General features: G+C 39.7%; 15 protein-coding genes. All 15 read left to right on the top strand.

Translation table 11 applies throughout. The annotated features are described in order from the left end of the window. The first annotated feature begins 16 nt into the window (after positions 1-16). The 15 genes from C5695_RS13030 (at position 17) to C5695_RS12960 (ending at position 13,602) form a co-directional block, all read left to right on the top strand. On the top strand, positions 17-1,468 hold the full coding sequence (locus tag C5695_RS13030) for an alanine/glycine:cation symporter family protein (RefSeq protein WP_187441902.1): 1,452 nt from the start codon (positions 17-19) through the stop codon (positions 1,466-1,468). After that, the gene (locus tag C5695_RS13025; protein ID WP_117731093.1) at positions 1,465-2,622 is read left to right on the top strand and encodes an iron-containing alcohol dehydrogenase; all 1,158 of its coding nucleotides are present in this window, start codon (positions 1,465-1,467) and stop codon (positions 2,620-2,622) included. Before C5695_RS13030 ends, C5695_RS13025 begins: the two co-directional genes overlap by 4 nt. 195 nt (positions 2,623-2,817) lie before the next feature. After that, on the top strand, positions 2,818-3,567 hold the full coding sequence (locus C5695_RS13020) for an SDR family oxidoreductase (RefSeq protein ID WP_117731092.1): 750 nt from the start codon (positions 2,818-2,820) through the stop codon (positions 3,565-3,567). Positions 3,568-3,936: 369 nt separating this feature from the next. Beyond that, complete coding sequence (locus C5695_RS13015) at positions 3,937-5,157, top strand: MFS transporter (RefSeq protein WP_117731091.1); 1,221 nt, start codon at positions 3,937-3,939, stop codon at positions 5,155-5,157. A 70-nt stretch (positions 5,158-5,227) separates the two neighbouring features. Next, the gene (locus C5695_RS13010) at positions 5,228-6,268 is read left to right on the top strand and encodes a 2,3-butanediol dehydrogenase (protein ID WP_117731090.1); all 1,041 of its coding nucleotides are present in this window, start codon (positions 5,228-5,230) and stop codon (positions 6,266-6,268) included. Between the two features lie 131 nt (positions 6,269-6,399). Beyond that, positions 6,400-7,230, top strand: coding sequence for a manganese catalase (locus C5695_RS13005; RefSeq protein ID WP_117731089.1), 831 nt, complete (start codon positions 6,400-6,402; stop codon positions 7,228-7,230). A gap of 288 nt (positions 7,231-7,518) precedes the next feature. Continuing rightward, positions 7,519-8,682 carry an acyl-CoA dehydrogenase family protein gene (locus C5695_RS13000; protein ID WP_117731088.1) on the top strand — a complete coding sequence of 388 codons (1,164 nt, stop codon included), beginning with the start codon at positions 7,519-7,521 and terminating at the stop codon, positions 8,680-8,682. Positions 8,683-8,805: 123 nt separating this feature from the next. Continuing rightward, positions 8,806-9,594: a BPU family class D beta-lactamase gene (gene blaBPU, locus C5695_RS12995; RefSeq protein ID WP_117733129.1), complete on the top strand. Its 789-nt coding sequence runs from the start codon at positions 8,806-8,808 to the stop codon at positions 9,592-9,594. A 111-nt stretch (positions 9,595-9,705) separates the two neighbouring features. Further along, positions 9,706-10,335 carry a hypothetical protein gene (locus tag C5695_RS12990; protein ID WP_117731087.1) on the top strand — a complete coding sequence of 210 codons (630 nt, stop codon included), beginning with the start codon at positions 9,706-9,708 and terminating at the stop codon, positions 10,333-10,335. Positions 10,336-10,391: 56 nt separating this feature from the next. After that, positions 10,392-10,997, top strand: coding sequence for a hypothetical protein (locus C5695_RS12985; protein ID WP_117731086.1), 606 nt, complete (start codon positions 10,392-10,394; stop codon positions 10,995-10,997). A gap of 93 nt (positions 10,998-11,090) precedes the next feature. Beyond that, complete coding sequence (locus C5695_RS12980; protein ID WP_117731085.1) at positions 11,091-11,567, top strand: hypothetical protein; 477 nt, start codon at positions 11,091-11,093, stop codon at positions 11,565-11,567. An 81-nt stretch (positions 11,568-11,648) separates the two neighbouring features. Beyond that, positions 11,649-11,996 carry a YxiJ family protein gene (locus tag C5695_RS12975; RefSeq protein WP_117731084.1) on the top strand — a complete coding sequence of 116 codons (348 nt, stop codon included), beginning with the start codon at positions 11,649-11,651 and terminating at the stop codon, positions 11,994-11,996. An 18-nt stretch (positions 11,997-12,014) separates the two neighbouring features. Further along, positions 12,015-12,179 carry a hypothetical protein gene (locus tag C5695_RS12970; protein WP_233230739.1) on the top strand — a complete coding sequence of 55 codons (165 nt, stop codon included), beginning with the start codon at positions 12,015-12,017 and terminating at the stop codon, positions 12,177-12,179. Positions 12,180-12,308: 129 nt separating this feature from the next. Further along, a complete protein-coding gene (locus tag C5695_RS12965; protein ID WP_117733127.1) occupies positions 12,309-13,169 on the top strand; it encodes an alpha/beta hydrolase in 861 nt (286 codons plus the stop codon). A gap of 94 nt (positions 13,170-13,263) precedes the next feature. Then, positions 13,264-13,602 carry a transcriptional activator HxlR gene (locus tag C5695_RS12960; RefSeq protein ID WP_034646559.1) on the top strand — a complete coding sequence of 113 codons (339 nt, stop codon included), beginning with the start codon at positions 13,264-13,266 and terminating at the stop codon, positions 13,600-13,602. The last annotated feature ends 98 nt before the right edge of the window (positions 13,603-13,700 follow it).

The raw sequence follows: 13,700 nt of genomic DNA, 5'->3' as shown, positions 1-13,700 counted from the left end.
AGATTCACAAGGGGGAATGGCTTTGTTTGAAATGATTGTCAATTCAGTGAATGACTTTTTATGGACATATATTTTAGTAGTCATGTTATTAGGCATAGGAATTTACTTTACAGTGAGAATGAAATTTATGCAAATTGTTTTGCTAAAAGAGGTCTTTCGTTCTATTTTTGAAAAAGCTCCCACAACAAACAAGAATAGGCATGAAATTTCTTCTATGCAAGCTTTTTTTATCGGAGCCGCCACAAGGATCGGTACTGGAAATATGGCGGGCGTTGCTATTGCTATCACAGTCGGTGGTCCTGGAGCTATTTTCTGGATGTGGTTTGCAGCAGTTTTAGGAGGAGCTTCTGCATTTGTCGAAAGTACACTTGCTCAAATTTATAAGGTGAGAACAAGGGATGGATTTAAAGGAGGTCCCGGTTACTATATTCAAAAGCAATTCGGGTTGAAATGGCCAAGTAGGATTTTTGCTTTTTCTGTCATTCTTAGTTTTGGCTTAATTTTTAATGCAGTACAAACGAATACAATTACAAATGCCTTTCATTATTCATTTGGTATCAGTCCGGTTGGCATGGGTCTATTTGTTACCATTTTAACTGCTTTCATTACTTTTGGTGGGGTCAAACGAATTGCTAACGTCACTCAAATCGTTGTTCCAGTGATGTCAGTGTTTTATATTATCTTAGCATTTTATGTCATTGTCACAAATATCGCTGATGTACCCGCAGCATTAGCAAGTATCATGAAAAGTGCGTTTGGATTAGAGCAAATCGTTGGGGGCGGCATCGGTGCTGCCATTATGAACGGTGTAAAACGTGGGCTCTTTTCCAATGAAGCAGGAATGGGAAGTGCCCCAAACGCCGCTGCTGCTGCTAATGTTTCGCACCCAGTAAAACAGGGATTTGTTCAATTGTTAGGTGTATTTTTTGACACATTAGTGGTTTGTAGCTGTACAGCATTTATTATTATGCTATCCTCAGTAGAAACAACAGGCGAATTATCTGGTATCGAAATTACACAAGCTGCGATGGTACAGCATTTCGGTTCTTGGGCGAGTATTTTCTTAGCATTTGCCATATTTACTTTTGCCTTTAGTTCCATTGTAGGTGGTTACTATTATGGTGAAGCCAATATCGGCTTTATTCATAACAGTGTAACAGCGTTATTGGTGTATCGAATCATGGTTTTAATGATGATGATGTTTGGTGCTGTTGCCAACTTACAAATCGTTTGGACTTTGGCCGATTTGTCAATGGCCATCATGGCGATCGTCAATTTGGTTGCAATTGCTATCTTAGGAAAATATGCTTTTGCCGCTTTGGATGATTACATGCAACAAAGGCTGTTAGGCAAAAATCCTGTTTTTTATGCGTCTAGCATACCAGGTTTAAAAGAAATAGAGTGGTGGGGAGCGGAAAAGCAAACGGCTCACTCAGCAAATTTAAATGAAGGAGTAGAAAAATCATGACGAATTTTGAATATCATTGCCAAACAAACATCATAATGGGGACTGGTAAATCAAAAGAAATCGGATCTATAATAGAGGATCTTGTCTTCCCGGGTGCCACAGTTATGCTGGTAACGGACGCTGGAGTGAAAAATGCAGGGCTGGTTCAACCTATTGAAGCGTATTTGCAGGAAGCCGGTTATTCTGTTGTTGTATTTGATCAAGTATCTCCAAACCCTAGAGACAATGAATGTCTAGCTGGTGCAGAGTTTTTTAGAAAAGAACAAGCATCAGCCGTCATAGCGATTGGTGGAGGAAGTCCAATGGATACGGCGAAAGCGATTGCTTTGTTAGGTCCAAATGGTGGTCATCCTGAAGAGTACATATCAGGGAAGAAGGGGTATATTAATCTATCTCCATTAATTTGTATTCCGACAACGGCAGGGACTGGCTCCGAAGTGACACGTTCATCTGTCATTACGTTAGCTGCTTCACATAAAAAAATCACATTGAAACATGCTTTGCTTCGGCCAACCATTGCGATTTTAGATCCAGCTCTTACAATGACGGTGCCAAAAAGCATAACAGCCGCAACAGGCGTTGATGCATTGGTGCATGCTATTGAAGGCTATTCATGTAAAATAACTAACCCTATTTCAAAAGCAATGGGTGCAAGTGCAATGGAGACAATTGTGAAATATTTACCGGTAGCATATGAAAATGGCTCTAATATAGAAGCAAGATACAAAATGCAGGAAGGTAGTTTACTAGCTGGCTTATGCTTCGGTTCAGCTGATGTAGCAGCTGTTCATTGCTTAGCAGAAGCACTTGGTAGTCTTTATGATACACCTCATGGTATCGCAAATGCTGTATTTTTACCTTATGTCATGCAATTTAATGCAGTTGAAAACAAGTTATTACACGCAGAGCTTGCGAAAATAATGAGCTTTGCAGATAAAACAGATTCAGAAGATGTGGCGATTCAAAAATTAATTGATGGAATCTATACATTCACAAAGAATTTAGGTATTCCAGCACTAAAAGAATTACCTTATGTAAAAGAAGAGGATTTTGAAAAAATGGCTGAATTAGCAGAGCAAAACAATTCTACATCAAGCAATGTTCGTGCCGTTACGAAAGCCGACTACTTAGACATTTTAAAGGCTGCTTTTTAAAATAACCAAATAGAAGAAAAGAATGATGAAACAGTTTGATTCATAGAGAGCACATTAAGAGACCTAAATAAACACCCTTCTAAAGAACACGATTCTTTGGAGGGTGTTCTTTTATGCCGTTTATGGCTAGGTATCCTCTATATATGAGTGGTATGATAGACGACAACATCTCATGTAGAAAGGGTTGGATAAACGATGAACTTTCACAATAAAACCGTCATCGTCACAGGCGCAGCCAATGGAATTGGTGAATCAATCGCATGCGGCTATGCAAAAGCAGGAGCGCGAGTGGTGCTTGCAGATATAGATGAAGAGAAGGGGAAGCGCTTGGAAGAAGAGCTGAAAAAAGAATCCTTAGAAGCTTACTTTAAAAAAACGGACGTGACACAAGAGAAGGATATTCAACACTTAATGTCGTTTGTAGCGGAACGATGTAAAACGATTGATATCCTCATCAATAATGCGGGCATCATGTGCACCGCATCGCCTTATGAGTTAACGGTTGATGAGTGGGATCGGGTGTTACAGACAAATGTAAGAGGAACTTTTTTATGTGCGAGAGAAGCAGCACGTTATATAAAAGAGAATCCAAAAGGAGGTTCCATTGTGAACATCTCGTCTACCCGCGCAACCATGTCAGAGCCTCATACGGAAGCATATGCTGCATCAAAAGGCGGAATATCCGCATTAACTCATGCCTTGGCTGCTTCTTTTAGCCCTGATCACATCACGGTGAATAGCATTTCCCCAGGGTGGATTGAAACGAAGGATGAGGAGAATCTTCGAGAGATCGACCATAAGCAGCATCTTTCCAATCGAGTGGGTACGCCAAAGGATATTGTGAAAGCTTGCTTTTATTTAACAGATGAAGACAATCAATTTGTGACAGGCACAGATTTAGTTGTTGATGGCGGCATGACCAGAAAGATGATCTATGCCGATTAACATGAAAAAACATTGACGCTTTGATCGAGGCGCAGTACAATATGTAACAATTCAGCTGAAGATCGTGATAAATAAAGACACTGCGCAAATAGAGAAGAGTACATCATCACTGACTCGTACAGAGAACTCCGTGAAGCTGAGAAGGAGCTGGGAAGTATGGTGGAAACAAGCCTCTTAGCTCTGCACCGGATTCCTTCAGATGGTGGTGCGGCGACATTCTCCCGTTACAGAGAAGGGTTCATGATGACCTGCTAAGGTTCATCTGGCAACAGATGAATAAACTGAGGTGGCAACGCGGAATAAATCCCGTCCTCAAGACAGAAATGTCTTGGGGGCGGGATTTTTTGATGACAAATAGGGGGGACAACAATGACAAAACTTTGGCGGGATATGAGTTTGATGCTTGGAGCCATTGGAATCGCGAATATAGGAGAGTGGATTTATATGATTGCCCTCCATCTGCTCATTTTTCAGGAAACGGGCTCTGTGCTTGCTGTAACAGCCGTCTATATGCTGAGACCGGCTGCTGCTCTTTTGACAAATAGCTGGTCTGGCAGTTTGATTGACCGGCTGAATCAGCGGAAAGTGATGATCAGTTTAGATATGAGCCGCGCTATTTTAATCGCATGTATCCCCTTTGCCTTATTTTCAGGACACCTGCTGCTCCTGTATGTCATGGTGTTTCTCATTCAGATGGCACAAGCGATGTTTCATCCAGCATCAATGGTGTATATAACAGGGCTGATCCCAGCGGATAACCGAAAAAGGTTTAATGCCATAAGGTCTTTACTACAATCAGGTGGATTTTTACTTGGACCCGCAGCCGCAGGTCTGCTTTTTCTGATCGGTACACCTGTTTTTTCAATTTATGTGAATGCAATTTGTCTTTTCATCTCTGCTCTTTTGACGACGTGTTTACCTAATTTGATCAAACAAGATGCTGATCAAAATGGCTTTTCTCTTTCAATGTTAAAAGAGGATGCGAGGCTTGTTCTTCGATTTAGTTTGACGTCACGTCAGGTGATGGGGGTGTATTTGTTATTTAGTGCAGCGATTACGGTACTTCCTACCGCCATTGACTCACTTGAAACAGCCTTTGCAAAAGACGTACTGCTGCTGACTGATACAGAATATGGTCTTCTTGTGAGTATAGCTGGGGCAGGCATCATCGCAGGCGCAAGTCTCAACTCCATCATTGTGGAGAGGCTTCCTGTTTCGATCATGCTAGGGATCGGCAGTTTGTTTGTTGCGATAGGCTATCTCTTTTATGCTTTTTCCAGCACATTGTTTGCAGCAGCTGTTGGATTTTTTATACTAGCGTTCTTTTTAGCATTTGCAAACACAGGTTTTATGACTTTCTATCAAACGAATATCCCGGTAGAGGTAATGGGGAGGGTAGCCAGCTTTTATGCTTTGGTTGAAGCCATTCTGATGATGATGATGACAGGGGTCTCTGGTGGACTTGCACATGTTTTATCAATCCGAACCTCCGTTGTCATCGGGTGTGTATGTATGCTTCTTATCTGTTTATTGCTATGTTTTGTCATCTTCCGTCCATTGACTGGCAAAAAAGTAGTGCATCCTACTTAGAAAATTAAAAAAATTATGTTATCATTATTTAAGTAAGTTAATTAAATTGATGAGAAAAGGAGTCTTACACATGAAAGCACTACGCTGGCACGATCAAAAGGACATTCGACTAGAGGAAATTGATGAACCAACAGTTGCTCCAGGAAAAGTGAAACTAAAAGTAAAATGGTGCGGCATTTGTGGTAGTGATTTACATGAATATTTAGGAGGACCTATCTTCATTCCAGTGAATGAACCTCATCCACTGACAAAAGAAAAGGCACCTATTACACTGGGACATGAATTTTCTGGTGAGGTTGTTGAGGTAGGAGAAGGCGTAAGCAATTACAAGGTAGGCGATCGAGTGGTTGTAGAGCCTATTTTTGCGACTCATGGACACCAAGGTGCTTATAACTTAGATGAAAACATGGGCTTTTTAGGACTTGCCGGAGGCGGCGGTGGATTCTCTGAATATGTATCAGTTGATGAAGAATTACTTCATTTATTACCAGACGAAATTTCATATGAGCAAGGCGCACTTGTAGAGCCTTCTGCCGTTGCTTTATATGCTGTTCGTTCTAGTAAAGTACAAGCTGGGGATACAGCAGCTGTGTTTGGCTGCGGACCAATTGGCTTACTTGTCATTGAAGCATTAAAAGCAGCTGGTGCTACTGATATTTACGCAGTAGAGTTATCAAAAGAACGCCAACAAAAAGCAAAAGAGCTTGGAGCGATCATTGTTGATCCTTCTCAATATGAAGATGTTGTTCAAGAAATTGCTAACCGCACAAACGGTGGCGTCGATGTATCTTTTGAAGTGACAGGTGTACCTGTTGTATTGAAACAGGCAATCCAATCAACTAGAATTTCAGGTGAAACAGTCATTGTGAGTATTTGGGAAAAAGGCGCAGAAATTATGCCAAATGACATTGTCATTAAAGAACGTACAGTCAAAGGAATTATCGGCTACAGAGACGTATTCCCTTCTGTATTAAACTTAATGAGAAAAGGCTATTTCTCTGCAGATAAGCTCGTCACCAAAAAAATCAAGCTGGACGATGTGATCGAAGATGGTTTCCAAGCATTAATCAATGAAAAAGATCAAGTGAAAATTTTAGTTAGTGCCGAATAAGTAGGATGACAAAGGGAATGGCAAAGGCCATTCTCTTTTTTTTGTGTGCACATGATGGCTCATTTTCATAAAGAGGCCTGTGGTTGAATAGTGATAAATGAAAAGATGTTTTTGATAAGGGAGATGACATCATGTTTTATCACATCAAAGAACTGCAATATGAAGCAAAGCCCTCAAAGCCTGATCCGCTTTATGCGAAAAAGCTGCAAGAAGTATTAGGCGGACAGTATGGAGAAATTAGTGTCATGATGCAATATTTATTTCAAGGCTTTAATTGCCGGGCAGATCAAAAATATAGAGATTTATTGTTTGACATAGGGACAGAGGAAATTGGTCATGTGGAAATGCTGGCGACGATGATCGCGCGTTTACTAGATAAAGCACCGGTTCAAGAACAAGAAGAGGCGTATCAAAGTGATCCAGCACTTGCAGCTGTCATGGGTGGAATGAATCCTCAGCATGCAATTGTTGCTGGTTTAGGAGCTATGGCAGCGGATAGTCAAGGGTATCCGTGGAATGCCAAATATATCATTGCTAGCGGGAATTTAATGGCTGATTTTAGAGCTAATTTAAATGCAGAATCACAAGGGAGGCTTCAAGTCACAAGGCTCTACGAAATGACGGATGATCGTGGCGTGAAGGATATGCTCTCCTTTCTTATTGCTCGTGATACATATCATCAAAATATGTGGCTTGCGGCTATTAAAGAATTAGAAGAACGAGAAGGGGACGTCGTCGTTCCAACCACATTCCCACGCTCACTAGAAAAACAGCAAGTATCCTATGATTTGTTTAACTTCTCAAGAGGAGAAGAAAGCAAGGAAGGTAGATGGGCACATGGCCGAAGCATGGATGGAAAAGGGGAATTCAGATATATTTCCGCACCAGTCGTGTTTGGTTCCGCACCAAAACTAAAGCCCGCACCAAAGGAGCTGTATAACACACCGAAAAAAGGTGAATAAGTAAAGCCGATCAGGTATTTGTCCCTGATTGGCTTTTTTAACGTCCGAGAGATCTTCCATACACACTGACACGCTTCTCTAAGAAGGCAAAAGCTTCACCAACCACATGGGTCTGCCCATAAGATTTATGTAGTTTGAAATCATAAAAGCATCACGTTCCTTTGACAGATGTACATAATATTGATAAAATTTAACACATTAATTCCTATAAGCAAACTGTGTTTTATTTATTACAATTGGAAAAATCAGATATGATAGATTGTGAGAAATAGAGGAGTTGGATACGTTTTGTCTAAAGCATTATTTGTCGATACCGATTTTCAAAAAACATGGCTCAATCAACTAGAATCTCTTCGTGAAACGATCGAACAAACGGCAAAAGAACATGATGAAGGCGCTTATTTTCCTAAAAAAAATATCGAATCATTAGTAGACATGGGCTATACAGCGCTGTCTCTACCTGCTGAATATGGAGGCGGAGGTCAAACAGTGACGGATATGGTTCTGTTTCAAGAGACGCTCGGCAGCATGGACGGAGCGACTGCCTTATCAATCGGCTGGCATCAAGGCGTTGTAGGCGAAATTTACGAAAAGAAACAATGGAATGAGCAACAACTGCAATTCTTTGCGGAAGAAGTGAAGAAGGGTGCCCTTGTGAACCGTGCCGTGAGCGAGGCGCAAACAGGCAGTCCAACAAGAGGCGGGAAGCCTGGGACAACAGCCACTAAATCAGGTGATGAGTGGATTATCAATGGACGTAAAATTTTCACAACGATGTCACCAGCACTCACATACTTTTTAGTCGGCGTATGGATCGAAGAAAAAGAGGCGATGGGCTTCTTCTTAATTCATCGTGAGACAGAAGGTGTTTCTATAGAAGAAACGTGGAATGTTGTCGGCATGCGAGGAACAGAAAGCCATGATTTAATCTTAGATCAGGTGAAGGTTTCAAATGACATGCTCGTTGAGGTGCAAAAAGGGCCACGGGGTGGTACGCTAAATCCTTGGATTGCACATATTCCTTCCTGTTATTTAGGGATTGCGCAAGCGGCAAGAGATTATGCTGTTCAATATGCCATCACCCATTCACCGAACAGCATCAGCGGAACAATTAGTGATCTGCCAAATGTCCAAACGCTTATTGGCGAAATTGACTTACTATTAAAGCAAGCACGCCACGTCATCTACTCAACGACCACATTATATGAAAAGCCAGAGAAAAGGGAGCTGTTAACCAATGAATTTGGTGCTGTGAAGCATACCGTCGTCAATCACAGCCTGCAAGTTGTTGATAAAGCGATGCGTTTAGTCGGTGCAAAAAGTTTAAGCCTTGACTGTCCACTGCAGCGCTACTATCGAGATATTCGTGCAGGGCTCCATAACCCGCCAATGGACGATATGACGATATCAAAAATCGCGAAACAAGCTATTGAGGAAAATAAAGACAGCTAATATAGAGCAGAAAGTCGGGTGAACCGGCTTTTTTTCTTTGAAAGAAAAGAGGACAAGCGTACCTTATGTCTCATCACTCAACATGCTACAATCATGGAAATCATGGAAAAAGGAGCGATTGTTTTGAAGAAAAAGTATATAAAATGGCTGTTTTCTGGCATCATACTGATGGCACTTTGTATGAGCGAGCCTTCATCAATTGAGGGTACATCACCAAACTGGTCAGTAGATGAATTCATGAAAGAACGTGAAGGCACGTTTGTGATTCAAGAAGTAAAAGAAAAGTCGCCTTGGGTGTATAACAAAAAAAGAGCGGAAGAACGCTTTGCACCACAATCAACATTTAAAGTAGCAAATGCATTAATCGGACTCCAAACAGGCGCAGTGAAAGATGAATACGACATCAAATATTGGGACGGAGTGAAAAGAGAGATTGATAACTGGAATAAGGATCATACACTGGGCTCTGGCATGAGAGATTCAGTCGTCTGGTACTATCAAGCCATGGCACGTGACATTGGAGAAAAACGAATGAATCATTGGGTGAAAGCCATTCATTATGGGAACAAAGACATATCTGGCGGAATCGATCAATTTTGGTTAAGCAGTACCCTGCGAATTTCTCCTATCGAACAAGTTCGTTTCCTCAAACAGCTATATGAAGAGACTCTACCATTTGACCTGAAGAACATGAGAACAGTCAAACGAATGATGGTACAAGAAGAAGAGAAACACGCCACCCTATACGGAAAAACAGGCTCTGGATCAGGCATCGGCTGGTACGTAGGCTTTATCAAACATGAAAATAAAACCTACATTTTCGCCACAAATATTGAAGGCACCGGCATAGAAGCAAAAGAAATTACCTATCGTATTTTGAAGAAATATCATTTGATTGAAGCATCCGTTTAGGGTGCTTTTTTATATGTGAAAAAAGGTATATTTTGATAAAATGATGGTATATGTTTTAGATGGAAAATAAAAAACATTGGCAAAATGACAAGTCAAAAAGGAGATATTAGCTTGACCCAACTGAAGAAATTATTTATTCGTTCAGAAAAAGAATTCAAATTCTGTCAGAATTTAGTAGACCATGTGTTTGACATAAAAAAAGAGCTACCACAACAAGTCTTCCGTAAGACATTTGATTGTTTTTTGTTTCAAGAGTTTGATTGGGCATTGAGTGATGATATTTTACCAACCATAAAAGAGTTATCAGCTGTTACACAAGATAGAGAATTTTTAACTGCAGTCCTTCAACCAGATCCAGCCGAATATTATTTGAAGGAATTTGGGTATTATAATTGGCTGAAAGCGAGTGTGGATATTACAGGTGAGGATTATGTAAATGCACTATGGACGCACCCAAAAGAGCCTATAGCAGATGATATCATCACGAATTCATACATAGTGGTCTGGTTATCGCATTCTTTGAAGTGGGCGATTTGGGCAGATAGAGATATGGAAATTTGTATCATAGGAATGGTATCAACAAAAGATTCTGTGAAAAATAGGTTATTGAAAGAAGGATGGAAATCACTGGATCATCCTGTTTTAGCAAATTGGTTTGAAGGATTATTGAAGGATCAAAAAACATTCGATGACTATATCACTCAAATGCTATCTCATTATGCGTCATGTTACAAGCGGTGAAATGGAGTATCAACGACTAATGATAGACTTACTCGAAGATATGAAAGGAGCATAAAGTGAAACATTTGTTTATATCCGATCCAAAAGAATTTGAACATGTTCTATCGTTTGTTCATTCGCTCGTTCACAGTACAAAAACATTCCCTGATCAAGTGTTGAAAACGAAAACACCTCATTATTTATTCGAAGAATTCCATTGGTTGTTATCAGATGATAGCTGGGAAATGTTAAAAGGTTTAGCTTTGAATCATCATGATGACTATATACTCATGGCTGTTTTAGATGAGCAGAAAAGTATGGATGATTATTATCATGATTTTGGTTATTATCCATGGGTGAAAATCCCGATAAACCTCACATCAAGTGATTACCTTGATCTCTTAACGGATTATCCGATAGAGAGTGTAAATGATAGCATAATGGATATTGCTTCACGTGTAATATGGGTTTCCCCTTCTGCGAAATGGACCATTTATGGCGAAAGAGGTTATGAGATAGGAGTATTAGCGATTGATCAATTAGAACAGATGAATAAACAATTGTTAAGAACGTGGAGAACTTTAGATGAGATTGTATTAGGTTGGATTTCAGTTGTATTTCCGAATCAAAAACTTCCTGATGATTTTAGAAAAGAACTGATTCGGAATTATAAAACTAAATAATAAATTTTACATATATCTACATGTTCTGATTTTAATCCTGTAGAATATTTTTAGTTTCGTCTGATGTTTTAAATTGATGAGGTGGAACAAGTAATGAGAATCGTATTAGCAAAAGAGAAAAATTTATTCGAAGTAAATGAATTAATAAAGAAAATCAATTTAAACGTAGAAGAGTACCATTGGGTCATAAGTGATGTGACACTCACAATGCTTCATGATCGGAATAATCAATCTCATTCAGAAGTCATGCCGGATTATATGGATTTTTTATTTCTGAAGGGTGAACATTTCAAAAAATTACTAAACGACTATTCTTATTCTTTTATTTTCGCTGTTTTGACCGCGTTGCCTCGTCATGTAGATCATTTGAATATTAGTTCAATACCTCAAATTGAAGATAATGAACGATATTGGAACGTGAATTATACACCCGTTATTCCTCAAGCTATGTTTGAAATCGGATTTTTTGATTCGACAGATGTTATTTTTACAGGAGATCAGAAAATCTTAAGCGAATTTCGAAAAAAAGCGGACTTTATTTCATTTGAAGAATATTTAAAAACTCTGTGACACTCTAAGGATAGAGTTCATTCTGAAAAATACGTTAGGAGAGTGTTTGATTATAAACATTGAAAGAAAGGGGAAAGGTCCATGAAAATCAGCCGAGATAAACAAGGTTTATTCGATGATTTAAAACAACGTTATCAATACTTATTAGATTCATCTTATCCAGATGAAATCGTCTCTTTTGAAGCAGAAACTGGTATATTTTCAGATGACTTTTATTTATTTTTTTCACTTGTTGCAGGCAGCTTAAGTTATGTGATCGATCATAAACGAATACCAAAAAAACAGTTAAACGTGCTGCGTCAGTCATTTGAAGAGCAATATCCCCAAATCAAATCGTATCAATATATCCTTGAATCATATCCTTTATTGCATTCCTATGTTCAATACCATGAAGAAACAAGAAAACGAATCATTGCACTTATACAATAACCTCTTGGAGGCCAAACAATGACATGGTTTTTAAATGAAAAAATCCAGAAACAAATCCCTGATTTTGATATCAACCATCTAAAGCAAATCAATGAATTTCACTACTTTAAAGAGTATAATGAACATTACGACTTGATCAACTGTATTGTTCTGCACATCTCTTATGAATCCCCGAATCTATAAGCAGACATTCATCTGAAATTTACCAACGTCTCTTCTGTTCAAATCAAAGGTTTGTACTTAACAGACGATTCTAGTTTTTATTGGACATTCCGTCTTCCCCATCCCAACATAGAAAGGTGCAATGACACATTGAATCGAATCATGAAATGGCTTTTATTTGCGGCAGTCATCGCTGGCTTATTGGTGTGCGCATTCTTTGTGTTCCGTTTCAACCAACCTAAGCCGACGACGAATATCCATTATGCAGACACACAAAACAAACAGCAAACACTCGATATGTATATGCCGAAGGGCAAAGATGAAGACAAGAAGAAGCATCCAGTCATGATCTATCTCCATGGCGGCGGCTGGACGGGCGGCGATAAGAATAGAGTCGCTTCAAAGGCTGATTATTTTACCGGTCAAGGGTATGTGTTTGTTTCAATGAATTACAGGCTTCACCCTGATGCCAACTATGAGCAGATGGCAGATGATACGGCAAACGCCATTAAATGGGTGAAGGATCATGCAGATGAGTATCAAATCGATTCATCAAAAATCAATGTCATGGGTCACTCGGCTGGCGGTCATTTGACGGCACTAGTGGCCACAGATTCGACTTACTTAAAGCGTGTGGGGCTGTCGCCAAAAGCGATCAATTCCATCGTGATTTTAGATGGGCCGTTAAACCTCAATCAATTTATACAAGCTATCCCATCGTATAAAAAAGTATTCGGCAAACAGGAGAAGAGCTGGACAAAGGCATCACCTGTCACTTATATGAATCAAGCGAATGCACCGCCTGTTTATTTGGTTACAGGCTGGGAAAATCCAGAGGTGTACCGATTTGCAGAAAAACTGAATCACAATAAAGGCGCTCGGTTTGTGTTTCGGGTTCATTCGCTGAGCCACAGTGACTTGAATAAATGGTTTGGATCAGACAGAGCGCCAAAAGAAGCGCAAGATATGACAAAGGCTGTGATGGCTTTTGTCAAAAAACAAAATCAATAACGAAGACCATATGCTAGGCAATCCATTTTGCCGCAGTATATGATAAAGGGTAAATGGTTTGTAATAAAAGGAGTGTATATTGTTGTCATCACGTATGGAAAATAAAGTGTTCAATTGCGAAAAAGAGCTGACGCTGAACATTATCGGTGGTAAGTGGAAAATGCTGATTTTATGGCACCTTGGCAGAGAAGGGACGAAACGGTTTGGTGAGCTAAAGTCGTTAATGCCAGGGATTACGCAAAGAATGCTTGTCAATCAGCTAAGAGAATTAGAGGAAGATCACATTGTGCATCGGGAGGTTTATCCTGTCGTTCCGCCAAAGGTTGAGTATTCCCTCACAGAACTAGGAGAAAGCTTAATGCCGATTTTAGAGGCGATGTATGATTGGGGAAAACAATACCTCGACAGCAATTTTTTAAAGGATGATAAATAGAAATACGACCAAAACAAAGGGCTAAATAACTTTATTTTAGTCCTTTGTCTTCTTTTCAGCGAGACCTGAGAACCTTTGCAGTGAAAGACGAGCACCGG

It is taken from the genome of Bacillus pumilus, assembly GCF_003431975.1.
GTDB lineage: Bacteria > Bacillota > Bacilli > Bacillales > Bacillaceae > Bacillus > Bacillus pumilus_N.
The sequence above is the reverse complement of the archived record's forward strand: the minus strand, read 5'-3'. Positions and strand labels throughout refer to the sequence as shown.